The sequence below is a fragment of the Alcaligenes sp. GCM10023179 genome (assembly GCF_042653705.1).
GTDB classification, from domain to species: Bacteria; Pseudomonadota; Gammaproteobacteria; order Burkholderiales; family Burkholderiaceae_B; genus Alcaligenes; species Alcaligenes phenolicus.
On sequence record NZ_JBHSIQ010000001.1, the window covers coordinates 1,474,056 to 1,500,302 of the forward strand.

The following is a 26,247-nucleotide window of genomic DNA, read 5'->3' on the forward strand; positions in this document are numbered from 1 at the left end:
ATACTGACAAAATCATCTGACTAGTCCTGATTATTTAAGTCGGTGATCTCCTGATCGCGGCTGCATTTCGAAAAGAGGAACGTAATGGCTACACTTCGTCTGGGTGACCTGGCCCCTGATTTTGAACAAAAATCCTCCGCTGGCACCATCAAGTTTCACGAGTTCTTGGGTAATAGCTGGGGCGTTCTGTTCTCCCACCCAGCCGACTTTACGCCTGTGTGCACCACCGAACTGGGTTACACCGCCAAGCTGGCGGATGAGTTCGCCAAGCGCGGCGTGAAAGTGATTGCCGTTTCCGTTGACGACGTTGATTCCCACGGCAAGTGGATTGATGACATCAACGAAACTCAAAAAACCACCGTTAACTTCCCCATCCTGGCTGATGCTGACCGCAAGGTGTCGGATCTGTACGATATGATCCACCCCAACGCCAGCACCACCGTGACAGTGCGTTCGGTGTTCATCATCGACCCGGCCAAGAAAGTGCGTCTGATCATCACTTACCCAGCCAGCACGGGCCGCAACTTCAACGAGATCCTGCGCGTGATCGATTCCCTGCAACTGACCGACAGCCACAGCGTGGCCACGCCAGTGAACTGGGAAGACGGCGACGACGTGATCATCGTTCCCAGCCTGAAAGATCCGGAAGTTCTGAAGCAGAAATTCCCCAAAGGCTACACCGAGATCCGTCCTTACCTGCGTGTGACGCCTCAGCCTAACAAGTAATCGCCACTTGGCCTTTAGGCTCAGACAAAAAGCCCTCCTGCTTATGGTACGAGGGCTTTTTTGTGGGTACAGCCTTTTCAGGTAGACGGCTCTCGCTTGGGCTCAGCGCATCAGTGGACAAGGCGCAACATCAGCGCAGGTACTAATTGCACTCGATGCTGGTTTTAAGTACAGTACTGTATAAGAAAACAGTAAACGGAGTTAGCCATGTCCAGTCCAAGCCGTCATTACCGTCCTCAAGCCACTCCACGTTTCCGTGGACCAGTCCGTTCCGCAGCCTCGTCCAGTCCGTTCACCAAGCCTCTGTCTTTCAAGGCCAAGGTCATGGATGTGTGTTTGGTTGCCGTGTGGGGGGCCAGTATTCCTGGCTTGTTGTGGTTGGGCAGCATGGGCGGGTTTTAAGGCCACGCCCTTGTGCTGTTCCAAGGGGCGATCAGGGCACCAGTTGTGTCCAGTCGTTTGACAGGAAACGGTCGCGTGCCAGTTTTTCGGCCTGCTCTAGTGTGGGTGTTTCCAGTGTGCGGGGTTGAAGTGCCGTCTTTTTGCGGAACACGTCCAGCATGGCTTCAATCACAGCCTCGCGGCTCATGCCGGTTTGACTGCGGATAGGGTCCACGCGTTTCTTGGCGCTGGTGGTGCCTTTATCCGAGAGCTTTTCTTTGCCAATGCGCAAGACTTCCAGCATCTTGTCAGCATCAATGTCGTAGGCCATGGTCACATGGTGCAAGACAGCATTGCCACGGCGTGCTTGTGCGGCACCGCCAATTTTTCCACCAGCACTGGTAATGTCGTTCAGCGGTTGGTACCAGGCATCAATACCAATTTCGCGCAGGGCTTCGATCACCCAGGAATCCAGAAACTCGTAGGACTCCTGAAACGTCATGCCGGCTACAAACTGCTTGGGTACGCTAAGCGAATACGTTATGGTGTTGCCTGGCTCGATGAACATGGCACCACCGCCACTGATACGGCGCACGACGCGTATACCGTGACGGGCAGCTGCCTCGGCTTCAATTTCATTGCGCAAGGACTGGAAACGCCCAATCACCACTGCCGCTTCCTGCCACTCCCAGATGCGCAGGGTGGGGGCGCGGGTGCCTTCACTGACTTCCTGGGTGATGATTTCATCCAGGGCCATATGCAGGGCAGCGGGTTGCGGCTCCATATGGACCAGTTCCCAGGGCAACTCGTTCCAGCTCATCATGCCAAGGCCCTCCGCACGACCACGCCAATGGCTTGCGGGTCCAGACCGAACATTTCAATGTCCTTGGGCAGGGCGCGGCTAACGTGAGCCGCAATTTCTTCGGCACTGCTGTTGACGGACAGACCCTGCAGGGCCTGGTTGATCAGGCTCAGTGCTTCGGGGGGTTCCAGAAAAAAGTCGCCGCTCAATCGTGCTTGTTCGATCATATGGTCTTTGACATCCAGATCGATCACGACCAGCTTGCCGCCAGGGACTTTGTATTCAGCATGCATAGACTGTGTCCTTTGATAAGGTCGGCCCCTTTTTGCCAAGGGGAGGGCGAAGCGAGTAAATTTCCGCCTTTGCTGCGTTTAATACGGGGGCACCGTGCCCAAAGTGTCGTATTTTAGCGTAGTTAAACGCCGGGAAACGACGCTGCGATCAGTCAAAAAGCTTGGTAATTCAGGCTTTTTGCTGATAGAATCATGGGCTAATCATTTTTTCATCCTCTGTCAGCGCGATTTTTATAATGTGTGCGGCTGATACGATGGTTTTGGAGTCAATCGTGGATTTGATCGCTATTCTTGAGCAAGAAGAAATCCAGCGCCTGACCGGTGGCAAGCTGCCTCCCGAGTTCGGTCCTGGTGACACTGTTGTTGTGAACGTAAACGTGGTTGAAGGTACGCGTAAGCGTGTCCAGGCTTACGAAGGCGTGGTTATCGGCCGTCGCAATCGTGGTCTGAACTCTTCTTTCATCGTTCGCAAGATTTCTTCGGGCGAAGCTGTTGAGCGTACATTCCAGCTGTATTCCCCTCAGATCGCCAGCATCGAAGTCAAGCGTCGTGGCGCTGTGCGTCGTGCTAAACTGTACTATCTGCGCGATCGCTCGGGTAAAGCCGCTCGCATCAAAGAAAAACTCGTTCGTCGTTCGGGTAACTAATTCCCAAGCGAACAGCGATGCAAAGGCACCCAGGCGGGTGCCTTTGTTTTTATGTGGGATCACATACCAGTTCTTATGGATAAGCCTCGTATCAGGCCCGTTATCGTTCCTGGATTCGACCCTCGCAGCCAGCCTCTGGTTGCATTAGATTCTTTGCCTGAATTGCCTGCTCAGGCCCAGCAACTGGATTTTCTGCGTAGCGCTTTTGCCCAGCCCATACAGTGGCAGGTCGAGCCTTTGTTTCGCAGCTCCTTTTATCCAGAGTTTTTGCCCGGTTCCATGAATGTGCGCTCCGCCGTCTGTATTGGCGTGATGCAGCGCCCCGAAGGGCCTACCGTCATTTTTACGCGTCGGGCCATGCACCTGCACAATCATGCGGGGCAGATCAGTTTTCCCGGTGGACGTATTGAAGCCTCGGATCTGGGGCCGGTCGAAGCCGCCTTGCGTGAAACCCAGGAAGAGATCGGCATCGAGCCGCGCTTTGTGCGTTATCTGGGTCAGCATCCTATTTTTGTGACCAGTACCCAGTTTGCGATGCGCCCCATTATTGGCGAGCTGCAAGAGGGTTTTCAGGTGTTGCCCGATAGCTCTGAAGTGGCCGAGGTCTTTGAAGTGCCCTTGTCGGTCCTGCTGGACCCGCAGCGTCATCAATTGCATCACGCCGATTTGCCGGACGGGGCAGGGCGTTACTACTTCTCCATCCCTTGGGGGCCGTACTTTATCTGGGGTGCTACGGCGGTCTTGATCCGTAATCTTTATCACCACTTGTCGGCTGCCTGGGTGCAGTTGTCTGCCGGTGGGGATACTCACGCCAAAGGCCTGTAATCAGGCCTGACAGGCGGGCGCTTTGCAGCGTATCCCGCCTTCACAAAAAAGGGGCGTTTTGCTTTGCCCCTTGTTCCCTTAATAGCGTGGCTTGTTTTCGTGCTCGGCCAGCAAACGCTGGTATAGCGCGTGCCGTTCAGGGTGAATGCTGCCTGCTTCGATGGCCGCCAGCACGCCACAGCCCGGTTCATGCCTGTGGGTGCAGTTATAAAAGCGGCAGGACTCCACCGCTTTTCGGAAATCGGGGAAGCCGTGCGCAATATCTTCCTGTGTCATATGCGACAGGCCAAAGGCCTGGAAGCCGGGGCTGTCGATCAGGTCGCCGCTATTGGGCAGGTGATACAGGCGGGTGCTGGTGGTCGTGTGTCGGCCCGCACCCAAGGCTTGCGAGTATTCCTGGGTCAGTGCGCCGGCATCCGGGACCAGAGCATTGAGCAGGGTGGATTTACCCATGCCACTTTGCCCCAGCAGCAATGTGCGCTTGTTCGCCAGCCAGGGAGTCAGGGCTTCCCGTGTCTGTTCTGGCTCCAGCGCCACCATTTCCAGAATAGGGACGCCCAGGGCGGCGATAGGGGCCAGCTTGGTGCGTGCCCGTTCCAGGTGGGTGCTCAGATCGGCCTTGTTCAGAATAATCACCGGCTCAATATCCACACTCCAGGCCGCGACCAGGGCACGCCCCAGCAGGTCTTCGGAGTACACGGGTTCCGGTGCCACCACAATCAGAAGCTGATCAATATTGGCGGCAAACTGCTTGGTGCGGAAGTCGTCAGAGCGATACAGCAGATTGCGCCGTTCCTGCACCGCCTCAATAGAGCCTTCCCCTTTGGCTTGCATCAACACATCGACTTGATCGCCCACTGCAATCCCGGCTTTTTTTCCACGAGGGAAGCACTTGATCGTTTCGCCATCAGGCAGTTCGACAAAGTAGTGACGACCGTGGGCGGCGGTCACCAGACCGCTAATGTATTTAGATGTCATGCCAGGCTTTTCAGGTGTCGAATGCGATCAATCGCGTTGGGGTGGCTATCGTAAAAGGCAGAGTGCATAGGGTCGGGCGTCAAGGTTGCGGCATTGTCGTTATAGAGCTTGAGCAAGGCGCTGATCAAGTCCTGGGCCTGGCTGTGCTGGGCGGCAAAGCTGTCGGCCTGATATTCGTCCCGGCGCGAGAGCAGGGCGCTCAAGGGGCCCATCCAGAAGGTGAAGGTAGGCACCACCATAAAGAACAGGATCAGGGCCAGGGCGTCGTTGGGGCGACCTAACTGGGGAATCACGCCCAGCCCGGTATAAAAGCCCACCTTGCCCCAGGCCCAGCCGGCCAGCAGAAAAAAGATCAGGGATGTGAATACGCTGATCAGCAGACGGCGTTGGATATGGCGATGCTTGAAGTGGCCCAGTTCATGCGCCAGCACGGCTTCCACTTCTTCGGGCTGCAGCTTGTTCAGCAAGGTATCAAAAAACACGATGCGCTTTTGGCGACCCAGGCCGGTGAAGTATGCATTGCCATGGGCAGAGCGGCGCGAGCCATCCATCACATACAAGCCATTGGTTTGAAAGCCGCAACGTTGCGCCAGGGCATTGATGCGTTCACGCAGGCTGGCATCTTCCAGTGGTTTGAAGGTATTGAAAATGGGGGCGATAACGCGCGGGTACAGCCACAGTACCAGCAGATTGAAAACCAGCCACAGACCCCAGCCGTACCAGGGCCATGAAGGGCCGGCCCAATCCATCAGACTGAGCAGGGCGGCACACAAGGGTGTACCCAGAATCAGGACGATGATCAGAGTTTTGGCGGTATCGGCAAAGAACAGGGCAGGCTTCATGCGGTTAAAACCAAAGCGCGCTTCCAGTACAAACTTGCGATACCAGGCAAAAGGCAGGCCCACGACACCCATAATCGCCAGGACCGTGCCAATCAGGGTTAGCTGACGCAGCAGTTCATGACTGATCCAGTTGCCCAGCGTGACATCCAGCCATTGCAGACCGCCCAGCAGCGTAAAGCCCAGCAAGACCAGGGCCTCTACCAGACGCTCGCTTAAACCCAGCCGGGTACGTGCAATGGTGTAGCGTGCCGCACGTTGATGGCTATGCAGGCCAATGCGTTCGGAAAACTCGGCCGGCACCTCGTTCTGATGACGATAAACGTGCCGGATCTGCCGCAGGCCTAAATAAAAGCGCAGCAAAACGTCTGCAAGCAGAAAGATAATGAACAACAAAGTCAGCATGTAGGCGGCTATATGTAAAATGGGCGTTTTGAGGAATGATTATATGGCGGTTCATACACAGCGTCTGGTCTGGCTCGATATGGAGATGACAGGACTGGATCCGGATAAAGAGCGCATCATCGAAGTTGCGGTCGTGGTAACAGAAGCAGACTTGACTCTGGTGGCGGAAGGTCCGGTTCTGGTGGTTCATCAAAGCAATGCATTGCTCGATGGCATGGACGCCTGGAACAAGGGTACGCATGGCCGTAGCGGCCTGATCGACAAGGTCAAAGCTTCTACCCTGACCGAAGCGCAAGCCGAGGATCAGTTGCTGGAATTCCTGAAAGAGCACGTACCGGCTGGCAAGTCGCCCCTGTGTGGCAACACCATCAGCCAGGACCGTCGTTTCATGTACCGCTACATGCCTCGTCTGGAGGCTTTCTTCCACTATCGCAATCTGGATGTCAGCACTCTGAAAGAACTGGCTTTGCGTTGGAAGCCTGAAGTGGTTAAAAGTTTCGTCAAGCAAAGCCGCCACGAGGCCTTGGCCGATATTTACGAGTCCATTGACGAGCTGAAACACTACCGCGAGCACTTCATCCGTCTGTAAACGGGAAGGGCAGGCAGGGCGGAAGGGATGCGGGTCCCGGCACGGTTCGTGAGCGCGCTGCAGCTGTAGGCGGGGACACATTGGCAGGATCAAAACCGAGGATAGCGATTTGTCGCACCTCGGTTTTTTTACGTCTAAGTATTTACCCTTAAAGTATCTGCTTCAAGGCCATATGATACGGTTTTACGATTGACATCACATTTTTCGTATTAAATAATGAAGTGTATATGGTTTGCGTCGAAACAAATTTGTTTGGGCGCTTTCTGCACTCTTACCGGGGATGGTCATGTATGCACAACTTGTAGAGACAGGCGTCAAGCAGGTCCAGGATATCGAGCAGATGTCCGACGAAGAGCGTCGGTTCCAAGAGCGCATCGATGAGGGTGTCCGCATCGAAGCCAGGGACTGGATGCCCGAAGCCTATCGCAAAACCTTGGTTCGCCAGATTTCTCAGCACGCACACTCCGAGGTTGTCGGGATGCTGCCCGAAGGTAACTGGATTACTCGTGCCCCTTCGCTCAAGCGCAAAGCCATCTTGATGGCCAAGGTGCAGGACGAGGCCGGTCACGGTCTGTACCTGTACAGCGCGGCCGAAACGCTGGGCGTAAGCCGTGACAAACTGGTCGACGATCTGCTGTCGGGCAAAGCCAAGTACTCCAGTATTTTTAACTACCCAACATTGAACTGGGCCGATATCGGCATGATCGGCTGGCTGGTCGATGGCTCGGCCATCATCAACCAGATTCCGCTGTGCCGCTGCTCCTACGGTCCTTATGCCCGTGCCATGGTGCGCGTGTGCAAGGAAGAGTCCTTCCACCAGCGCCAGGGTTACGACTTGCTGATTCAGATGTGCTTGCACGGTACGCCGGAGCAAAAGGCCATGGTTCAGGATTCCATCAACCGCTGGTGGTGGCCTGCCTTGATGATGTTCGGTCCTTCGGATGCGGACTCTACCAACAGCGCCCAGTCCATGCAGTGGAAGATCAAGCTGTTCTCCAACGACGAACTGCGCCAGAAGATGGTGGACCAGACCGTGCCTCAGGCCGAGTACCTGGGTCTGACCATTCCTGACCCTGATCTGCGCTGGAACGAAGAGCGCGGTCACTATGACTTTGGCGAGATCGACTGGGAAGAATTCTGGGCGGTGATCAAGGGCAATGGTCCCTGTAATCGTGAGCGACTCGAAGCCCGAGTCCAGGCCCACGAGAACGGCGCCTGGTTCCGTGATGCACTGGATGCACATGCCCAAAAGCAGGAAGCCGTCCGCAAGGTGGCCTGATCAAGAAGGCTAGGAAACCAGCACGGTTTCTGATTCGATCCGATTCGCAGCAGGCGCTTTGACAGCGCCGCTGCACAGCAAGGAATTTTCAGTTATGAGCAAGAACGATTGGCCCCTGTGGGAAGTTTTCATTCGCAGCCAGCATGGCTTGGCCCACAAGCACGTAGGCAGCCTGCATGCTCCGGACGCCGAAATGGCCATCAACAATGCCCGTGATGTGTACACCCGCCGTAACGAAGGCGTGAGCATCTGGGTCGTACGTGCAGCCGATATCGCTGCTTCCAGCCCTGGTGACAAAGGCCCGCTGTTCGAGCCATCCAACACCAAGGTCTACCGTCACCCTACGTTTTTCCCCATGCCTGACGGCATCAATATGTAGGAACTGGTATGGACAAAGCTTTGTTTTCCTACGCCCTGCGCATGGGCGATTCCACCCTGGTGCTGGCTCAGCGCCTGGGTGAGTGGACTGGCCACGGCCCGGCTCTGGAAGAAGAACTGGCCTGTGCCAATACGGCACTGGACTTGCTGGGCCAGGCCCGTATGTGGCTGACACTGGCAGGTGAGACCGAAGGTCAGGGCCGGGACGAAGATCGTCTGGCCTATCACCGAGACGTCCACGAGTACACCAACTACTTGTTGGTGGAGCGTGAGAATGGTCACTACGGCGACACGCTGGCACGTCAGTTCCTGTTTGATGCCTGGCATTGCTTCCTGCTGGAGCAGTTGATCGAATCCAGCGACGAGCAGATTCGCGAGATTGCCCAGAAGGCGCATAAAGAAGTGCTGTATCACCTGCGCCGCTCGACCGACTTGATCGTGCGCCTGGGTGATGGCACCCCGGAAAGCCACAAGCGCATGCAAAAAGCCATTGATGATGCCTGGTTCTACCTGGGTGAGCTGTTCCTGGATGACGAGGTCACCGAGGAACTGGCTCAGCGTCAGGCTGTGCCGTTGATGGCCAGCCTGTGGCAGCCTTGCCTGGAGTACATCCAGAATGCGCTGGAGCGCGCCACCTTGCGTTGCCCGGCCGAGCAGGATGCTCAGCACAAGGCCTACCGTGGTGGTCCGCAAGGCCGTCACACGGAAGCGTTAGGGTTTCTGTTGGCAGAAATGCAGCACCTGCCACGTATGTATCCTGACGCCACTTGGTGATCGCCATGACACAGACCTGGAGCACCGAGCAGGTCATGCAAGTGCTGGCCACGGTTCCAGACCCGGAGATCCCCGTGATCTCCCTGCTGGACCTGGGCATTGTGCGTGACGTGAGTTGGGAGCAGGACGTGTGTGTGGTCACCATCACACCGACCTACTCCGGTTGTCCGGCGATGTACGAAATGAGCCACTCGATTGAACAGGCCTTGCAACAGGCCGGTATCGAGCAGGTTCGGGTGGATACCAAGTTGTCACCGGCCTGGACGACCGATTGGATGAGCGAGCAGGGCAAGCTGGCCTTGCGCGACTACGGTATCGCTCCTCCGGCCCAAAGTGCGGTTGATATTTCTGGTTTGCTGCGTCAGCCCGAGGCGCCCGTGGTGGCCTGTCCTCAATGCAGCTCCACGCATACACGGGTGATCAGCCAGTTTGGCTCCACACCCTGTAAAGCGCTGTATCGCTGCATCAGCTGCGGTGAACCATTCGATTACTTTAAGGCGCATTAGTCCTATGAGTCAGTTTTATTCTCTTCCTGTGGCCTCGGTCTCCCGCAGCACCCGCGACGCCGTGGTGGTGGCCTTTACCGTGCCCGAGGATTTGCAGGATGTGTTTCAGTTTCGTCCCGGTCAGTACCTGACCTTGCGCACTCACCTGGATGGCCAGGAATTGCGCCGCTCCTACTCGATCTGTGCGGCTCCGCACGATCGGTTGCTGCGCGTGGCGATCAAGCGTGTGAATGATGGCGCTTTCTCCACCTGGGCCAATAGTCATCTGGAAGCGGGCGCCACCCTGGAAGTGATGCCGCCTGATGGCAACTTCACCGTGGACTTTGATCCCAGCCAGGCTCACCGTTACGCCGCCTTTGCGGTCGGTAGTGGCATTACACCGATTCTGTCGCTGGTAAAAACCGCGCTGGATACCGAGCCCAAGTCCACTTTCACGCTGTTTTTCGGTAACCGTGCTTCCTCGGCCATCATGTTCCGCGAAGAGATCGAGGACCTGAAAAACACCTATATGGAACGTTTCTCCATCGTGTATATCATGAGCCGGGAAACGCAGGATATCGACCTGTTCAACGGCCGTCTGGATGGCGAAAAAGTGCGTCAGCTGATGCAGCAATGGTTTGACCCGGCCAGTGTGGATGTGGCCTTTGTGTGTGGTCCCCAGGACATGAGCGAGCAGGTGGTTGCTGCTTTGCAGGAAAACGGCCTGGAAAAATCCCAGATCAAGTTCGAGCTGTTCGGCGCTCCCAAAGGCCCACGAGCACTACGTACGGGCGAAGAGTCGTGCAAGGCTCCGGGCAAGGAAGAGTGCGAGCTGACCGTGATTCAGGACGGCATTACCCGCAACCTGACTATCAGCAAAAGCAACAGCAGCATTTTGGATGCGGCACTGGAGCAAGGGCTGGAATTGCCTTACTCCTGTAAAGGTGGGGTTTGTTCTACCTGCCGTTGCAAAGTGGTAGAGGGCGAAGTGGACATGGACGCCAACTTTGCATTGGAAGATTACGAAGTAGCCCGCGGTTTCGTGCTCAGTTGCCAAAGCTTTCCGGTTACCGACCGGGTGGTGATTGACTTCGATCAGGAAACCTAAGACCGCAGCAACATAGCGGTTTTTCAAGAATCTGGACGCCAGCTTCCCAGCTTGGCGTCCTACTAGTTTCAGGAGCACATTGTATGGCAGCAGATTTTTTCAAGACGCATCAGGCAACACTGGATCAGGCTTTGAGCAGTATTCTGGAGCGCAACTTCTGGAGCGCTTATCCTGAAAATCCCAGCCCGCGCGCCTACGGTGAAACCGCGGCTCAGGATGGTCAGGCTGCTTTTGAAGCCTACCGTGGCAAAGCCTTTCCCTTGACGCTGGAAGGCGCACAAGGTGAAGTCGGCAACGAGCAATCGCCTTTTGGTTTTGATCTGGGCATTAGCTACCCCAAAGTGCCGGTGGACCAATTGCTGGCTCAGTCGCAACTGGCGCTGGACAGCTGGCGCGATGCTGGCCCGCAAGCCTGGGTTGGCATTTGCCTGGAAATCCTGCATCGCTTGAATCAGCGCAGCTTCGAGATCGCTCACGCTGTGCAGCACACCACGGGTCAGGGCTTCATGATGGCCTTCCAGGCCGGTGGCCCTCACGCTCAGGAACGTGCGCTGGAAGCCGTGGCCTATGCCTGGCAGGAAATGTCCCGTATCCCCGGTCTGGTTGACTGGATCAAGCCCCAGGGCAAGCACGATCCCATCCAGATGAAGAAACAGTTCAAAGTCGTGCCCCGTGGCATTGGTCTGGTGATTGGTTGCTCCACCTTCCCGACCTGGAACGGTTACCCCGGTCTGTTTGCCTCGCTGGCAACCGGTAACACCGTAATTGTGAAGCCGCACCCTGGCGCGATTCTGCCTTTGGCCATTACCGTTGCTGTCGCCCGCGAAGTGCTGGCCGAAGCCGGTTTCAATCCTAATGTGGTCTTGCTGGCCGCTCACGAGCCATCGGAAGACACCGCCCAGCAACTGGCACTGAACAAGGCCGTCAAGCTGATCGACTTTACCGGCAGCAGCCAGAACGGTAACTGGTTGGAAGAAAATGCTCGCCACGCCTTGGTCTACACCGAAAAAGCCGGTGTGAACCAGGTGATTATTGATTCGGTTGAAGATTTCAAGGCGGTTGCCCGCAACCTGGCGTTCTCCTTTGCGCTGTACTCCGGCCAGATGTGTACCGCCCCTCAAAACATTTACGTGCCTCGTGACGGTATCCGTACTGCCGATGGCGTGATGAGCTTTGACGAAGTGGCTCAAGGTCTGGCCCAGGCAGTGCAAAAGCTGGTGTCCGATCCGGCCCGTGCCGTTGAAATTACGGGTGCCGTGCAAAACGAAGCCTGCGCACAGCGTATTGATCAGGCTCGCCAATTGGGCATGCCTATCCTGGCTGACAGCCAGACGCTGGAACACCCCGCATTCCCCGGTGCCCGCGTACGTACACCGTTGGTTTTGCAGGCCCGTGTGGATCAGCCCGAGATTCAACAAGAATGGTTCGGCCCCATCGTTTTTGTGGTGCAAACCGATTCGACCGAGCAAAGCATTGAAGTGGCAGGTCGCAACGTGATCGAGCACGGCGCACTGACCTTGTCGGCTTACAGCACCGATGATGCCGTGACCGCCAAGATTCAGCGCATGGCCGAGCGTTCCGGCGTGTCCCTGTCCCTGAACCTGACCGGCGCTGTGTTCATCAACCAGACCGCAGCCTATAGCGACTTCCACGGCACTGGCGCCAACCCGGCTGCCAACGCATCCCTGTCGGATTCGGCCTATGTTGCTAACCGTTTCCGTGTCGTTCAGACTCGCTGGCATTTCTAAAGGAGGGTGGCCAGGTGACTGACCAAAGTATTCAATTTCAGCTGGAAAATGGCGTAGCACGCATTACCTTGAATCGTCCCGACAAGCTCAACAGCTTTACGGCCGATATGCACGGTGAGCTGGCTCAGGCCCTGGATAAAGTGGAACAGTGTGCGGATCTGCGCGTACTGATTCTGACCGGTAATGGCCGTGGCTTTTGCGCCGGCCAGGACCTGTCCGAGCGTCAGATGAGCGCGGGCGATGCCCCCGTGGATCTGGGTGCCACCATTGAAAAATTCTACGCACCGCTGGTGCGCCGTCTGCGTGCGCTGGCGGCCCCTGTGGTGGTGGGTGTCAATGGTGTGGCCGCCGGTGCTGGCGCGAACCTGGCTCTGGCCGGCGACATCGTGATCGCCACTCGTTCGGCCAGCTTTATCCAGCCATTCTGCCGCCTGGGCTTGCTGCCTGACACTGGCGGTACCTTCTTCCTGCCTCGTCTGGTGGGCACGGCACGCGCGATGGGCCTGTCTTTGCTGGGTGACAAGCTCTCGGCCGAGCAGGCAGAGCAGTGGGGCCTGATCTGGGAATGCGTGGACGATGACGCTTTCCAGGCTCGCCTGAACGAACTGGCCGCCCATTTTGCGCAGGCACCGACCAAAGGTCTGGCTTACGCCAAGAAAGCGATTTATGCCAGTGATGCCCATTCGCTTGATCAACAGTTGGATCTGGAGCGCGACTTGATGCGTGAACTGGGTGCATCCGAGGATTACCGCGAGGGTGTTAATGCATTCCTGGGCAAGCGTGCCCCCCAATTTAAAGGAAAGTAATGCAAAGCAACGCAATGGCTGTTGAAGACCCACAAGCACTGGCCGAGCAGGTCAGTGACCATATGTATGGCAATGACCAGGCATCTCAGGCTTTGGGCCTGAGCCTGGATAGCGTGGCACCGGGCAAGGCCGACATGAGCATGACGGTGCGCGCCGACATGCTCAACGGGCACAAGACCTGTCACGGTGGTTTCATTTTTGCGTTGGCTGACAGCACCTTTGCGTTTGCCTGCAATTCTCGCAATGCACCGACTGTTGCGTCCGGCTGCACTATCGATTACCTGGCTCCTGCCTTTGAAGGAGACGTCCTGACCGCTCGTGCGGTCGAGGCCTCCCTGGCCGGTCGCACCGGGGTGTATGACATCGAGGTGGTCAACCAGAACAACAAGCGCGTTGCCTTGTTCCGTGGGCGCTCGTACCGGCTGAATGGCACGGTACTGGGCGGGATTGAAAAAAAATAATTTTTTGACGATACATACCCTGTAGACCCGGGGGGGTCGGAAGTACCACACCAGCGGCAGGGCAGGAGTACACCATGACAGCAATTAAAGAACAGGTTGGCCGCGATGCCATTGAGCATGCAAGTGTTGACGAAATCCGCAACTTGCAGCTGGAGCGTCTGAAATGGACGCTAAAGCATGCTTACGAGAATGTGCCGCACTATCGGCAGAAATTTGACGAAGCGGGCGTGCACCCCGACGATTTGAAGCAGTTGTCGGACATTTCCAAGTTCCCTTTCACGACCAAGCAGGACCTGCGTGACAACTACCCCTTCAAGATGTTTGCGGTTCCCCGTGAACAGGTAGCACGCGTGCACGCTTCCAGTGGCACCACGGGCAAGCCAACCGTGGTTGGCTATACCGCCAATGACATCTCCACCTGGGCCGATCTGTTTGCCCGTTCCATGTGGGCCGCCGGTGCCCGCCCCGGTGATATTGCCCACGTGGCTTACGGCTACGGCCTGTTCACTGGCGGTCTGGGTGCGCACTACGGTGCCGAGCGCCTGGGTTGTACTGTGGTTCCCATGTCCGGTGGCCAGACTGAAAAACAAGTTCAGCTGATTCAGGATTTCCGTCCCGACGTGATTCTGGTTACCCCTTCGTACTTCTGCAATATCGTCGAAGAGATCGAGCGCCAGGGCATGGACCCCCGCGATACCTCCTTGCGTATCGGTATTTTTGGTGCCGAGCCCTGGACCGGCCAGATGCGTCTGGATATTGAGCAGCGCGCTGGCATCGACGCCGTGGACATCTACGGTCTGTCCGAAGTGATGGGCCCGGGCGTGGCCATGGAGTGTGTGGAAAGCAAGGACGGCCCAGTGGTATGGGAAGACCATTTCTACCCCGAAATCATCAACCCTGAAACCGGCGAGCCTGTGGCTGAGGGTGAAAGTGGCGAACTGGTCTTTACCTCGCTGAGCAAGGAAGCCATGCCCGTCATTCGCTACCGCACTCGCGACCTGACACAACTGTTGCCGCCCACTTCGCGCAGCATGCGCCGTATTGGCAAGATTACGGGCCGCAGCGACGATATGGTCATTGTGCGTGGCGTGAACCTGTTCCCGACCCAGGTCGAAGAACTGGTTCTGAAGATGCCCGAGCTGGCCGCCCAGTATCAGTTGGTATTGAGCCGTAACGGCAATATGGACGAACTGGAAATTCTGGTTGAAGTGCGTCCCGAGTTCAATCACCTGAACGACGCCGAGCGTGAGCAAATGGCCCGTCGTCTGAGCCACTCCATCAAGACCTTTATCGGTGTCAGCGCACGAATTCGTGTGCAGTCCTCCGGCATGGTCGAGCGTACCGTGACGGGCAAAGCCAAACGTGTGATCGACAAGCGCGCGTTCTAAGTCTGGCGGATTGACGTCAAAAAAACGGCTCTGCTCTGGCAGGGCCGTTTTTGTATTCCGTGCTCTCACGGTATCATTGCAAGCTGGTAGGCGGCCCAGGCCGCTTTTGCAGTATTTTTTCTGATGACATCATGCCCCCAATACCGTCCGGTTTGATTGCCGGCATCGGCACCGACCTGATCCGTATCGAGCGGATCGAGCGCGCCTTGGCTCGTCATGGTGATCGCTTTGTAAAGCGCATTCTGGGCGAGCAGGAGCGAGAGGTCTATGCCCGCCGTCAGGCACGCGACCCGGTGCGCGGCCTGCGCTATCTGGCCACCCGTTTCGCAGCCAAGGAGGCTTTTTCCAAAGCGGTGGGGCTGGGCATGCGCATGCCTATGGCCTGGTCACGCATGCAAACCTTGAACGCGCCTGGTGGCCGCCCGGTAGTGCGCCTGTCTGCTGATTTGCAAGACTGGTTTGACGCCCGCTTCGGGGCCGTTCATATTTCCCTGACAGATGAATCCGATATGGCCATGGCCTTTGTGGTGCTGGAAGCCAAAGCGCCTGCCATTCCTTCCTTATCCTTAGCTGAGTCTGATACTAAATGAGTTCTTCCTCGCAAGCAGTGCTGCCTCCGGGCCCGGTCATGGTGGACGTGCAGGGCATGGTCCTGACGGATCAGGAGCGAGAGCGCCTGCGTCACCCTCTGGTCGGTGGCGTAATCCTGTTCAGCCGCAACTTTGAAAATCGTGCTCAGCTGACCGCCCTGTGCCAGTCCATTCACGAAGCGCGGGATGAGCCTTTGCTGATCGCCGTGGACCACGAGGGGGGGCGGGTACAGCGTTTCCGCGAGGATGGCTTTACCACGCTGCCCGCCATGAGCCAGTTGGGGCAACTGTGGACGCGCGATGCGGTCAAGGCCGCTGCTGTTGCCGCCGATACGGGCTATGTGCTGGCGGCCGAGCTGCGCGCTTGCGGCGTGGATATGAGCTTTACGCCGGTACTGGATCTGGACTGGGGTGTCAGCAAGGTGATTGGTGATCGCTCTTTCCACCGTAATCCCCGTGCCGTCTCCATGTTGGCGGCTGGCTTGATACGTGGTCTGAACAAGGCCGGTATGGCTGCCTGCGGCAAGCACTTTCCTGGCCATGGCGGCGTAGAGGCAGATTCGCATCACGAGATTCCCGTTGACGACCGTACGCTGGAAGAGATTCTGGACGAGGATGCCGCTCCTTATGGCTGGCTGGGCACCTTGCAGCTACCTTCGGTGATGCCGGCACACGTGATTTATTCCAAAGTGGACCCGCTGCCAGCCGGCTTTTCGTCATACTGGATTCAGCGTGTGCTGCGCAAGGCCCTGGCTTATGACGGCGTGATTTTTTCCGACGACCTGACCATGGAAGGCGCCACTGTCGTGGGCGATATCCTGGCACGTGCTCAGGCTGCCCTGGGTGCCGGTTGTGACATGGTGCTGGTATGCAATCGTCCCGATCTGGCCGACGATCTGCTCTCGCGCCTGGATTTCACGATTTCCGAGGAATCACAAAATCGCATCCGTCGTCTGATGCCGACGACGCCAGCCTTGGATTGGGACGCTTTGCAAGCGGATGAACACTATCAATATGCCCGCGGACTTCAATCTAAAATCCTTTCTGTCTGATTTGCCGAATCTGCCGGGCGTGTACCGGCATATCGACGAACAGGGCGAGGTACTGTATGTGGGCAAGGCGCGTGATCTCAAGCGCCGTGTCAGCTCGTACTTCCAGAAAACGCTGAGCAGTCCCCGTATTGCCCATATGGTGGCGCGCGTCGCGCGCATCGAGGTAACCGTTACCCGCAGCGAGGCCGAGGCCTTGCTGCTGGAAAATAACCTTATCAAGCGCCTGCGGCCGCGCTACAACATTCTTTTCCGGGACGACAAGTCCTACCCCTACCTGATGATCAGCGCCCATCAGGCGCCGCGTATTGCCTATTACCGGGGCAGTACCAGCGGGAAAGGGCATTTTTTCGGCCCTTATCCCAACTCCTGGGCGGTGCGTGAAACCATTCAGATTCTGCAACGGGTGTTTCGTTTGCGGACCTGTGAAGACAGCGTTTACGCCAACCGCAGCCGTCCCTGTTTGCTGCATCAGATCGGGCGCTGTTCGGCCCCCTGTGTGAACTTGATCGCGCCCGAGCAGTATCAGCTGGATGTGCAGCGCGCCATCAGCTTTCTGGACGGGAATACCTCTGAAATTCTGGGCGAGCTGCAAGAGCGCATGATGCAGGCTTCGGACTCGCTGGATTTCGAGCAGGCAGCGATTTTGCGCGACCAGATGAAAGCCCTGTCCGCCGTACTGCAGCAGCAAAGCATGGAGCAGGTGGGCAAGGAAGACGTAGACATTATTGTGGTGCTGAACGCCGGTGGTAAGTTCTGTGTGAACCTGGCCATGGTGCGTGGCGGCCGTCACTTGGGTGACCGTGCTTTCTTCCCCACCCAAATCAACGATGACACCCCTAGTGATGTGCTGGCCGCGTTTATCGCCCAGCACTATCTGGAGCGCCGCATGCCGCCGGTTCTGGTTTGTTCGCACGCTTTGCCTGATGCAGACCTGATGCCATTGCTGGCTGAGCAAACCGGTGTGAAGGCGCGTGTGGTGGTGCGCCCCCAAGGGGTACGCAAGATCTGGCTGGAGCAGGCCACCAAGAATGCCGGCCTGGCCTTGGCCCGTGTGCTGAGCGAATCCACCGCTCGTGCTGACCGTACCCGAGCCCTGGCCGAAGCCCTGCAACTGGACCTGGATGAGGCCCAGCTTGATACCCTGCACATTGAATGTTTCGATATCAGCCATACAGCAGGGGAGGCCACCCAAGCCTCGTGTGTGGTTTATAAACACCACGAGATGCAGAACTCGCTTTATCGCCGCTACAACATTGCAGGCATCACGCCCGGCGATGATTATGCGGCCATGCGCCAAGTGCTGAACCGACGTTTCTCGCGGGTTGCCGAAGGTTTGGCGCCTTTGCCCGACATTGTGTTGATCGACGGTGGCAAGGGGCAGGTGGAAATTGCCCGCCAGGTTTTTGTGGAACTGGGCCTGGATATTCACGTCCTGGTCGGCGTTGCCAAGGGTGAAAAGCGTAAAGTAGGTCTGGAAACCCTGGTATTTGCCGATGATCGCCCGCCTGTGGCTTTGGGTGTGGAGTCGGCGGCACTGATGCTGGTCGCTCAGGTGCGTGACGAAGCGCACCGTTTTGCCATTACGGGCATGCGTGCCCAACGTGCCAAAACGCGCAATGTGTCACGCCTGGAAGATATTGACGGGATTGGCGCCAAACGGCGTCAGCGTCTGCTGGCTCGCTTTGGTGGTTTTAGTGGCGTTGCGGACGCAAGTATTGATGAGCTTAGTGCGGTTGATGGAATATCCACTGAACTGGCCGAACGCATTTATCATGCTTTACGATAGGCGAGAGCCTTTGTTTTAAATTAGGTTGGTATCCAAGCTATGCCTTTTAATCTGCCCATAGCCCTGACGTGGCTTCGCATCGTTCTGATCCCCTTGATCGTCGCCCTGTTTTATCTGCCAGCGGATTGGCTGAGCATGGAAACACGCGATCTGTGGGCCGCTTCGGTGTTTATCGTGGCCGCCGCAACGGATTGGTTTGACGGCTGGCTGGCTCGCCGCTGGAACCAGACGTCCTCATTCGGGGCCTTCCTGGACCCGGTTGCGGACAAACTCATGGTCAGTGCCGCTTTGCTGGTCTTGCTGGATCTGGGCCGTGTGGATGCTTTTATCGCCCTGATTATTATTGGCCGTGAAATCACCATTTCGGCATTGCGGGAATGGATGGCCAAGATTGGTGCCAGTGGTAGTGTGGCAGTTCATCGCTTGGGTAAATTCAAAACCGCCGCGCAAATGGTTGCCATTCCTTGTTTGTTGTACTGGTCGCCTGTCATGGGCCTGCCGACACGGATTATTGGGCAAGCCCTGATTATTGTGGCCGCGGTTCTCACGGTCTGGTCCATGTGCTATTACTTGCAGAAGGCCTGGCCGGAAATCAAGAAAAAGCAGCTCTAAGATAAATGGCTAATTCATCAACAACGACGCTGGATGGGGCGGGGCCTGACGGTTCACAGGACTGGCGGGTTATTGGCGTTATCGGTATCGCACACGCCAGTTCGCACTTCTTTCAGCTGATTCTGCCCACACTGTATATTTCCCTTGGCCAAGAGTTCGGTTACGACTTCCTGACCTTGGGTGGTCTGGTGACCACCTTTTATCTGGTGTCCTGTTTTGGGCAGGCCTCTTCCGGTTTTCTGGTTGACCGTATCGGAGCCTTGCCGGTCCTGAAAGTGGGTCTGTCCTGTTTTGTGGTGGCGGCCTTGCTGATCGGGACGGCCAATGGCTATGGAATGCTGTTGGCAGCTGCCTTGATCGGTGGCGTGGGCAATGCCGTGTTCCACCCGGTGGATTACTCCATCCTGAATCATCGTGTCAGCCCGGCTCGTTTGGGCCACGCTTTTAGCGCACATGGTTTGACTGGGAATCTGGGCTGGGCCCTGACGCCGGTGTTTATCACCACGCTGACCATCTATTTCAACTGGCGCGTTGCTGTACTGTCGGCGGCAGCCCTGATTGCGGCTATTCTGGTGCTGGTTCTGATGAACCGGGATGCTTTGGCAGGGCGCACGGCCTCGGGAGCAGCGCCTGCGCGTCCGCAGGCCAAGGAGTCGGTCTGGACGACCTTGTCTACCTTGTTGTCGCGTCCTTCCTTGTGGGGTGCCTTCCTGTTCTTTGCCTTTGCTACAGCAGCGATGGCCGTGGTGCAGAATTACACCATTCCTATGCTGCACAACACCTATGGCATTGATAAGGTAACGGCGGGTACGGCCTTGTCCGGCTTCATGCTGGCTTCGGCAGCGGGCATGTTTGTGGGTGGTTTTATTGCTTCCACGACACCACGTTCTGAATTGATTGTGTTTGTGTCCCTGTGCGTATCGGGCGCTTTGTTGCTGGTACTGGGGGCAGGTTGGGTCATGCCTTCGCTGGCTTTGTTTGTGGTGGGGGCGGCTGGTTTCTGCTCGGGCATTGCCTCGCCATCGCGGGACATGCTGATACGCCGTGTTACCCCCAAAGGGTCTACCGGCGCAGTGTATGGCCTGGTGTACTCGGGCATGGACGTAGGTTCTTCCCTGGCACCAGTGGGCTTTGGTTTGCTGCTGGACGTGGGTCTGACCCAGGCTCCCTGGTATGGTGCCGCCATCGGGTATTGGACCGCGGCCGGTTTGGCTGTGTATGTGGCCTCTACAGTAAGCCGCGCGACCAAGTCCTGATCTGCTTGCTGCTATGCAAGGCCTCTTCGCAAGGCCATAAAAGAAAACCCCAAAAACCTATCAAGGTTTTGGGGTTTTTTCTTGCCTTGCCTTAAAGCTGGTCTCTTGTAGTCGCGAACCTGGAAAAGCATATTGGCTTTTCCGGTTCACGCTTTTCTATATAGCTATATAGAGACTACTGACGCGCCAGGCGTGGTTCTTCCACGCTATCAGCATGGCTGCTGCGCCAGGGGTTGATATCCAGGCCCCCACGGCGGGTGTAGCGCGCATACACCAGCAAACGCTCAGGCTTGCAGCTTTGCTGAATATCGCTGTAGAGACGTTCCACGCAATGTTCATGGAACTCGGTGTGACGGCGCAGTGAGACGATATAGCGCAGCAAGGAAGCGGGATCAATCTGTGGGCCGGTATAGCGTACTTGCACACTGCCCCAGTCGGGTTGACCGGTAACGGGGCAATTGGACTTGAGCAAATCAGAGACCAGAGACTCGGTCACGATGGGGGCGTCTGGCAAGCATTGCAGCAAGTCGCTTTGTGGGGTGTAGTCTTGAATGCTGATGTCCAGCTCATCAATGCAGTGGCCTTCCAACTGGCTGATAGGCTGACCGTTCAAGGCCTTGAGCGGAATCAGCGTCACATTGACAGCGGCACCGGCAACCGCGCTCAAGTCTTGCTCCATGCGCTGTACAAGGCTGGCCATATCTTCCACCACTTCATCATTAAACGAGTTCAGATAAAGCTTGAAGGATTTGGACTCGATGATGCGTGGGCTATTCCAGGGAATAACAAAGCGCGCCAGGGCGACGACAGGTTTGCCTTTGGGATTGAGCCAGGAGATCTCGTAACCGTTCCAGATATCGGCGCCATACCATTGCTCGGGAACCTGAAGCGCCTGGCGGTTCAGGGAGCGCTCAATACCAAACAGGACACTGGGGTCGTACTGTGTGGGATAAACCACATCGTGCCCAAGAGGCGAGTCTTTAAGAGGGGAGTTGTTGCTCATTGACGGGTGCTGCAGCAATAAAACGGAAAACCGGTGCAGCGAGCAGGCGCTCACCGGGCGGTATAAAGGCGATTATCCCACATTGTGAAATCCTTGTCTCAGTATGCAAAAAACGGCTTGCGCGCCGCACAGTTTTTTATTTCACAAACAGGTAAGTCATTTCATATCTCGAAATTAATTATATATCTATATGATTTTTAAAAGAAAAATATTTACTCTTATATAAGATAGAAAACATGGGTGCGGTGCAGCATTTGGGTAGACTGTAGTCATCTTGTTCACTGTTAAATCCATCTTAGGAGTTCACCATGAATGCTCGAGAAACTGAGATCCGCAATTTGCAAAAACGCTGGGCAGAAGACCCACGCTGGCAAGGTATCAAGCGTGGTTACACCGCTGAGGAAGTGATTCGTTTGCGTGGTTCTCTGGTCGAGGAGCACACTCTGGCTCGCCGTGGTGCTGAGCGTCTGTGGCAGTCCATCAATCAGGAACCCTTTGTGAACGCACTGGGCGCCCTGACGGGTAACCAGGCCATGCAACAGGTCAAGGCCGGTTTGAAAGCGATTTACCTGTCGGGTTGGCAAGTGGCTGGCGACGCTAACAGCGCTGGCGAAATGTACCCTGACCAGTCGCTGTACCCCGTCAATTCGGTGCCATCCGTGGTGCGTCGCATCAACAACTCCCTGGCCCGCTGTGATCAGATCCAGTGGATGGAAGGGGTGAACCCGGGTGACGAAGGCTACGTGGATTACTTCGCTCCTATCGTGGCCGACGCGGAAGCCGGTTTCGGTGGCGTGCTGAACGCATTTGAACTGATGAAGGCCATGATTGTGGCTGGCGCTGCTGGCGTTCACTTCGAGGACCAGCTGGCTTCGGCCAAGAAGTGTGGTCACTTGGGTGGCAAAGTGCTGGTGCCAACTCGTGAGGCTATCTCCAAGCTGGTGGCTGCTCGTCTGGCTGCTGACGTTTTGGACGTTCCCACCATTCTGGTTGCCCGCACGGATGCGGATGCAGCGGACCTGATCACCAGCGATGTGGACGAGTACGATCGCCCCTTCATTCTGGATGAGCGTACGGTGGAAGGCTTCTACCGCACCCGTGCCGGTCTGGATCAAGCCATTGCCCGTGGTCTGGCCTACGCTCCTTACGCCGACCTGGTCTGGTGCGAAACCTCCACACCGGATCTGGAGTACGCCCGCCGCTTTGCGGAAGCCATCCACCGTCAGTTCCCTGGCAAGCTGCTGTCCTACAACTGCTCGCCATCGTTCAACTGGAAGAAGAACCTGGACGACGCCACGATTGCCAAGTTCCAGCGCGAGCTGGGTGCCATGGGCTACAAGTTCCAGTTCATCACTCTGGCTGGTTTCCACGCACTGAACTACGGCATGTTCGAGCTGGCCCACGGCTACGCCCGCAACCAGATGAGCGCCTTCGTTCAACTGCAGGAAAAAGAGTTCGCCGCTGCACCCCTGGGCTTTACCGCTGTGAAACACCAGCGCGAAGTGGGTACAGGCTACTTTGATGCTGTCACTCAGACAGTTGAAGCCGGTAAGTCCTCGACGACCGCACTGGCCGGCTCCACAGAAGCCGAGCAGTTTGCGCCCTCCGAGGCATAAGCAGGACAGGGAAGGGTAGATAGCCCCTTCTCTGGTTGCAGGCAGCCCACCGTACGCTCCAGTCGGTGGGCTGCTTTTTTATTGGCACACTTTTTTGCTTAAAAACTACATATTTCAAATATCAAATTTGAAGGCTTGATATTTGGTGGCAGCTGTTTTGAACAGACTTTGAAGGTATGGAAAGAGGGAGCGGAAACAAGCCCGAAAAGGCTTGCAAAGCGGATGGTCAGACCTGCCTGTTCTTCAATTCAAGGTGCACGTTTGCGTGGATTGATTTGCATTCACAGCGCTACATTATTTCGTCATGAAAAGTCTTGATAATCAAGGCATTCTCATAGGGAAAAGGCGTGGTAGACTTTGGCCGCGCAAGGGACGCATAAGCAGTGTGAAATCCTTGCACTGTGTTGCGGATGGAATAAAAAAAAGGCTGCCAATAAGCAGCCTTGAAAGCATTGAACAGTTAGCGCCGCGTTGGGGGGGTAACGGCCTGAACAAGATGCATAAGGACAACGATATAGGATCGAAGCAAAGTCGTATTGATTTAAATCAAGAATGAAGAAATATCAGTGGCTTATAGTCCTTCCATGCGCGCATATTCGATTTTTTCTCTTCCAAAGCCCCTCACCGATGAGCAGCGGTCACGTCGGCGACACACATTAGCCCGTTTGGGCCTGTCCTGGCTGGCTGCCATGCAGGTGATGATGTTTGCTTTCCCCGGCTATATGCGCTCTTTCAGCACTCGCGCTGAAGACATTGAATCTCTCTCGCAAGTCATTGTGCTCATGAATTGGGCGGGCCTGTGCTTGACCATGCCTGTCGTGCTGTACTGTGCCTGGCCCATCCTGAAAGGGGCTGTCAAAAGCTTGTCCGAAGGTCGTGTAGGCATGGATGTGCCGGTGGCCTTGGGTATTGTGGGTGCCTTCCTGCCTAGTGTGTACAACACCTGGATCCAGCAGGGCGAGGTGTACTACGACTCGGTCACGATGTTCGTGGCCTTTTTGCTGACTGCCCGTTATCTGGAGCTTTGCGCCCGCCAGTCGGTGACGCAGTCCGCATCCCATGACCTGATCGAACGCTTTCGCCAGTCCGTGACAGGTCATGCCAATACTCTGGCATTCTGGTTTGTCAGCATTCAGCTGGTATTGGCCGCCGCCTTTGGTCTGGTCTGGTACTGGATGGACCCTTCGCATGTCGTTCCTGTTGTGGTTGCCATGCTGGTCATGAGCTGTCCCTGTGCCATGTCCATGTCGGTTCCTTCAGCCGTCGCTTCGGCGCATGCCGGCTTGCTGGCCCGACCTGCCAGGAATGAATTTGAAGTTGTACAACTGACCCAGCAAACCGGCCGCATCGCCCGTCAAAACCTGTACGGTTCGATTGTCTGGCACTTGCTCATGACTCCATTGGCGGCCTTGGGCATTGTGGCCCCCTGGCTGGCCGCCGTCAGCATGCTGGTGTCCTCTTTGGCCGTGGCGGCCAACTCCTGGCGCATCTATCGCAGCCGCACCCGCGAGGTGCCGGCTCAGTGGACCGGTCCAGCAGCAAGGCAGGGCTGATATGTTTGGCTCTTTGCTGGTCCTGATCCCCATCTCCATTTTTCTGGTCATTGTTATCGGTGTCTCTTTCTGGTGGGCCATTTTTGCTGGCCAGTTCGAAGATACGGGCAATGCGGCTGATTCCATCTTGCTGGACGACGACTCCACAGCGGGTTTGTCGGGAGCAGAGCGTCCACCCGATTCCTGATACCTTCCAATTTTTTTGTTTTTTAGCCCTGCAAATGGTCGGCGACACACAGTCTGCGGGGCGGAAACACGCGCGAGCGCGTGCTTTCCGAAGTTTTTTGATAAGCATCAAGTAGCAGATTACCGACTTGCTGGATGATGTAGCTTGTTGTCGCTTGTATTAACAATGTTTGTTTAGGGGAAGCAAATGGGCACTTCCGATGCAGTCGGAAATAACGCCGAAGTCTTCAATTACGGGATTGTGAGGCAGTTCGCCATCATGACCGTATTTTGGGGCGTCATCGGCATGGCAATAGGCCTTTTTATTGCCTTGCAGTTGATTTGGCCAGAACTCAATTTCGACACACCGTGGCTTAGTTTTGGACGTCTGCGTCCACTGCATACGAACGCTGTGATTTTTGCCTTTGGTGGCACCGGCTTGTTCGCGACATCCTACTATGTCGTGCAGCGTACCTGTCAGGCCCGTTTGTTCTGCGACAAGCTGGCAGCCTTTACCTTCTGGGGCTGGCAAGCCGTGCTGGTGGCCGCGGTCATTACCCTGCCTATGGGTTACACCAGCTCCAAAGAGTACGCCGAACTGGAATGGCCGATTGACATCCTGATCACGCTGGTCTGGGTGGCTTACGCCATTGTGTTCTTTGGCACGATCGTCAAGCGCCGTGTGCGTCACATTTATGTGGCCAACTGGTTCTTTGGCTCCTACATCGTTACCATCGCTGTACTGCACATTTTCAATAACCTGGAACTGCCAGTCAGCTTCATGAAGTCCTACTCGGCCTACGCCGGTGTGCAGGACGCCATGGTGCAGTGGTGGTACGGCCATAACGCCGTGGGCTTTTTCCTGACCACGTCCTTCCTGGGCATGATGTACTACTTCATCCCCAAACAGGCCAACCGCCCCATCTACTCCTACCGTTTGTCCATCGTTCACTTCTGGGCTCTGGGCTTTACGTACATGTGGGCGGGTCCTCACCACTTGCTGTACACCTCCTTGCCAGACTGGACTCAGTCCTTGGGCATGACTTTCTCCCTGATTCTGCTGGCTCCCTCCTGGGGCGGCATGATCAACGGCATCATGACTTTGTCGGGTGCCTGGCACAAGCTGCGTACTGACGCGATCCTGAAGTTCATGGTTGTGGCTCTGTCCTTCTACGGTATGTCTACCTTTGAAGGTTCCATGATGGCCATCCGTACGGTGAACGCGCTGTCGCACTACACCGATTGGACTATTGGTCACGTGCACTCCGGCGCGTTGGGCTGGGTTGCCATGATTACCTTCGGTTCCCTGTACTACCTGATCCCACGTCTGTACGGCCGTACTGAAATGGCTCGTCCCCGTCTGATCGACCTGCACTTCTGGCTGGCTACCCTGGGCGTGGTGCTGTATATCGCCGCGATGTGGATTGCCGGTGTGATGCAAGGTCTGATGTGGCGTGCTACCGGTGTTGATGGCACCTTGACGTACAGCTTTGTGGAAGTCGTGAAAGCTACTTACCCCTTCTACGCAATCCGTGCTTTGGGCGGCGCCTTCTTTGTGGCCGGTATCTTGCTGATGTCCTGGAACGTGTTCCTGACCATCCGTGCAGGCGAGAAAGGCATCAACCCTGTTGTGCCCCTCAAGAACCCAGACGCCCGCGATCCAGCCCTGGTGGGTCCAACCCCTGTGCTGGCCTAAGGAGTA

At 56.4% G+C, this 26,247-nt stretch carries 28 protein-coding genes; 23 read left to right on the plus strand and 5 right to left on the minus strand.

The genetic code is table 11. The annotated features are described in order from the left end of the window. Window positions 1-84: 84 nt before the first annotated feature. Both ACFPDR_RS06600 and ACFPDR_RS06605 read left to right on the plus strand, forming a co-directional pair. Window positions 85-726 (plus strand): peroxiredoxin, encoded by a 642-nt coding sequence (locus tag ACFPDR_RS06600; RefSeq protein ID WP_009455994.1) that lies wholly within the window; start codon window positions 85-87, stop codon window positions 724-726. Window positions 727-933: 207 nt separating this feature from the next. Beyond that, complete coding sequence (locus ACFPDR_RS06605) at window positions 934-1,128, plus strand: hypothetical protein (protein WP_026482961.1); 195 nt, start codon at window positions 934-936, stop codon at window positions 1,126-1,128. Between the two features lie 31 nt (window positions 1,129-1,159). Here the strand turns inward: ACFPDR_RS06605 and ACFPDR_RS06610 are convergent, their stop codons facing one another. Then, window positions 1,160-1,930, minus strand: a complete 771-nt coding sequence (locus ACFPDR_RS06610) for a lipoate--protein ligase family protein (RefSeq protein WP_035272697.1) — start codon at window positions 1,928-1,930, stop codon at window positions 1,160-1,162. After that, window positions 1,927-2,202: a lipoate protein ligase C-terminal domain-containing protein gene (locus ACFPDR_RS06615; RefSeq protein ID WP_035272700.1), complete on the minus strand. Its 276-nt coding sequence runs from the start codon at window positions 2,200-2,202 to the stop codon at window positions 1,927-1,929. The genes ACFPDR_RS06610 and ACFPDR_RS06615 overlap by 4 nt, the downstream gene beginning before the upstream one ends. A gap of 272 nt (window positions 2,203-2,474) precedes the next feature. On the opposite strand from ACFPDR_RS06615, the gene rplS reads away from it, so the two are divergent. Further along, complete coding sequence (rplS, locus tag ACFPDR_RS06620; RefSeq protein WP_003799181.1) at window positions 2,475-2,849, plus strand: 50S ribosomal protein L19; 375 nt, start codon at window positions 2,475-2,477, stop codon at window positions 2,847-2,849. 153 nt (window positions 2,850-3,002) lie between these two features. Beyond that, the gene (locus ACFPDR_RS06625) at window positions 3,003-3,674 is read left to right on the plus strand and encodes an NUDIX hydrolase (RefSeq protein ID WP_052159464.1); all 672 of its coding nucleotides are present in this window, start codon (window positions 3,003-3,005) and stop codon (window positions 3,672-3,674) included. Between the two features lie 78 nt (window positions 3,675-3,752). Here ACFPDR_RS06625 and rsgA read toward each other — a convergent pair whose 3' ends face one another. Beyond that, window positions 3,753-4,652 (minus strand): ribosome small subunit-dependent GTPase A, encoded by a 900-nt coding sequence (rsgA, locus tag ACFPDR_RS06630; RefSeq protein ID WP_376910925.1) that lies wholly within the window; start codon window positions 4,650-4,652, stop codon window positions 3,753-3,755. After that, on the minus strand, window positions 4,649-5,896 hold the full coding sequence (locus ACFPDR_RS06635) for a M48 family metallopeptidase (protein WP_035272704.1): 1,248 nt from the start codon (window positions 5,894-5,896) through the stop codon (window positions 4,649-4,651). Before ACFPDR_RS06635 ends, rsgA begins: the two co-directional genes overlap by 4 nt. Window positions 5,897-5,939: 43 nt before the next feature. On the opposite strand from ACFPDR_RS06635, the gene orn reads away from it, so the two are divergent. The 15 genes from orn (at window position 5,940) to ACFPDR_RS06710 (ending at window position 20,208) form a co-directional block, all read left to right on the plus strand. Beyond that, window positions 5,940-6,485, plus strand: coding sequence for an oligoribonuclease (gene orn, locus ACFPDR_RS06640; protein WP_009455985.1), 546 nt, complete (start codon window positions 5,940-5,942; stop codon window positions 6,483-6,485). Between the two features lie 286 nt (window positions 6,486-6,771). Continuing rightward, window positions 6,772-7,764, plus strand: coding sequence for a 1,2-phenylacetyl-CoA epoxidase subunit PaaA (gene paaA / locus ACFPDR_RS06645; RefSeq protein WP_009455984.1), 993 nt, complete (start codon window positions 6,772-6,774; stop codon window positions 7,762-7,764). Between the two features lie 94 nt (window positions 7,765-7,858). Then, window positions 7,859-8,143, plus strand: coding sequence for a 1,2-phenylacetyl-CoA epoxidase subunit PaaB (gene paaB, locus ACFPDR_RS06650; RefSeq protein ID WP_003799192.1), 285 nt, complete (start codon window positions 7,859-7,861; stop codon window positions 8,141-8,143). 8 nt (window positions 8,144-8,151) lie between these two features. Continuing rightward, window positions 8,152-8,916, plus strand: a complete 765-nt coding sequence (paaC, locus tag ACFPDR_RS06655; RefSeq protein ID WP_035272706.1) for a 1,2-phenylacetyl-CoA epoxidase subunit PaaC — start codon at window positions 8,152-8,154, stop codon at window positions 8,914-8,916. Window positions 8,917-8,921: 5 nt separating this feature from the next. Next, on the plus strand, window positions 8,922-9,422 hold the full coding sequence (gene paaD, locus ACFPDR_RS06660) for a 1,2-phenylacetyl-CoA epoxidase subunit PaaD (RefSeq protein WP_060185316.1): 501 nt from the start codon (window positions 8,922-8,924) through the stop codon (window positions 9,420-9,422). Window positions 9,423-9,426: 4 nt separating this feature from the next. Then, window positions 9,427-10,509 carry a 1,2-phenylacetyl-CoA epoxidase subunit PaaE gene (gene paaE / locus ACFPDR_RS06665; protein WP_376910926.1) on the plus strand — a complete coding sequence of 361 codons (1,083 nt, stop codon included), beginning with the start codon at window positions 9,427-9,429 and terminating at the stop codon, window positions 10,507-10,509. A gap of 83 nt (window positions 10,510-10,592) precedes the next feature. Then, a complete protein-coding gene (gene paaN / locus ACFPDR_RS06670; protein ID WP_022983271.1) occupies window positions 10,593-12,257 on the plus strand; it encodes a phenylacetic acid degradation protein PaaN in 1,665 nt (554 codons plus the stop codon). Window positions 12,258-12,271: 14 nt separating this feature from the next. Further along, window positions 12,272-13,063 (plus strand): 2-(1,2-epoxy-1,2-dihydrophenyl)acetyl-CoA isomerase PaaG, encoded by a 792-nt coding sequence (paaG, locus tag ACFPDR_RS06675; protein WP_060185275.1) that lies wholly within the window; start codon window positions 12,272-12,274, stop codon window positions 13,061-13,063. After that, window positions 13,063-13,524, plus strand: coding sequence for a hydroxyphenylacetyl-CoA thioesterase PaaI (gene paaI, locus ACFPDR_RS06680; RefSeq protein WP_009455979.1), 462 nt, complete (start codon window positions 13,063-13,065; stop codon window positions 13,522-13,524). The genes paaG and paaI overlap by 1 nt, the downstream gene beginning before the upstream one ends. A 74-nt stretch (window positions 13,525-13,598) precedes the next feature. Further along, on the plus strand, window positions 13,599-14,912 hold the full coding sequence (gene paaK, locus ACFPDR_RS06685) for a phenylacetate--CoA ligase PaaK (protein ID WP_009455971.1): 1,314 nt from the start codon (window positions 13,599-13,601) through the stop codon (window positions 14,910-14,912). A 131-nt stretch (window positions 14,913-15,043) separates the two neighbouring features. Beyond that, window positions 15,044-15,502, plus strand: coding sequence for a holo-ACP synthase (gene acpS / locus ACFPDR_RS06690; RefSeq protein ID WP_060185274.1), 459 nt, complete (start codon window positions 15,044-15,046; stop codon window positions 15,500-15,502). Continuing rightward, window positions 15,499-16,554, plus strand: a complete 1,056-nt coding sequence (gene nagZ / locus ACFPDR_RS06695) for a beta-N-acetylhexosaminidase (protein WP_009455966.1) — start codon at window positions 15,499-15,501, stop codon at window positions 16,552-16,554. The genes acpS and nagZ overlap by 4 nt, the downstream gene beginning before the upstream one ends. Then, complete coding sequence (gene uvrC, locus ACFPDR_RS06700) at window positions 16,517-18,340, plus strand: excinuclease ABC subunit UvrC (RefSeq protein WP_035272716.1); 1,824 nt, start codon at window positions 16,517-16,519, stop codon at window positions 18,338-18,340. The genes nagZ and uvrC overlap by 38 nt, the downstream gene beginning before the upstream one ends. A 39-nt stretch (window positions 18,341-18,379) precedes the next feature. After that, entirely contained in the window at window positions 18,380-18,952 is a 573-nt protein-coding gene (pgsA, locus tag ACFPDR_RS06705; RefSeq protein WP_026482947.1) for a CDP-diacylglycerol--glycerol-3-phosphate 3-phosphatidyltransferase, read from the plus strand. Window positions 18,953-18,957: 5 nt separating this feature from the next. Continuing rightward, window positions 18,958-20,208 carry an MFS transporter gene (locus ACFPDR_RS06710; RefSeq protein WP_137430209.1) on the plus strand — a complete coding sequence of 417 codons (1,251 nt, stop codon included), beginning with the start codon at window positions 18,958-18,960 and terminating at the stop codon, window positions 20,206-20,208. Between the two features lie 175 nt (window positions 20,209-20,383). On the opposite strand, the gene queF is transcribed toward ACFPDR_RS06710, so the two are convergent. Beyond that, window positions 20,384-21,211, minus strand: coding sequence for an NADPH-dependent 7-cyano-7-deazaguanine reductase QueF (gene queF, locus ACFPDR_RS06715; protein ID WP_203145671.1), 828 nt, complete (start codon window positions 21,209-21,211; stop codon window positions 20,384-20,386). 308 nt (window positions 21,212-21,519) lie between these two features. On the opposite strand from queF, the gene aceA reads away from it, so the two are divergent. The 4 genes from aceA to ccoN all read left to right on the plus strand — a co-directional run bounded on the left by aceA (window position 21,520) and on the right by ccoN (window position 26,241). Continuing rightward, on the plus strand, window positions 21,520-22,827 hold the full coding sequence (gene aceA / locus ACFPDR_RS06720; RefSeq protein ID WP_009455950.1) for an isocitrate lyase: 1,308 nt from the start codon (window positions 21,520-21,522) through the stop codon (window positions 22,825-22,827). Window positions 22,828-23,411: 584 nt separating this feature from the next. Next, complete coding sequence (locus tag ACFPDR_RS06725) at window positions 23,412-24,380, plus strand: hypothetical protein (protein ID WP_051359093.1); 969 nt, start codon at window positions 23,412-23,414, stop codon at window positions 24,378-24,380. Between the two features lies 1 nt (window position 24,381). After that, the gene (gene ccoS, locus ACFPDR_RS06730; RefSeq protein WP_009455947.1) at window positions 24,382-24,567 is read left to right on the plus strand and encodes a cbb3-type cytochrome oxidase assembly protein CcoS; all 186 of its coding nucleotides are present in this window, start codon (window positions 24,382-24,384) and stop codon (window positions 24,565-24,567) included. A 186-nt stretch (window positions 24,568-24,753) separates the two neighbouring features. Further along, entirely contained in the window at window positions 24,754-26,241 is a 1,488-nt protein-coding gene (ccoN, locus tag ACFPDR_RS06735) for a cytochrome-c oxidase, cbb3-type subunit I (RefSeq protein ID WP_021446465.1), read from the plus strand. Window positions 26,242-26,247: the final 6 nt, after the last annotated feature.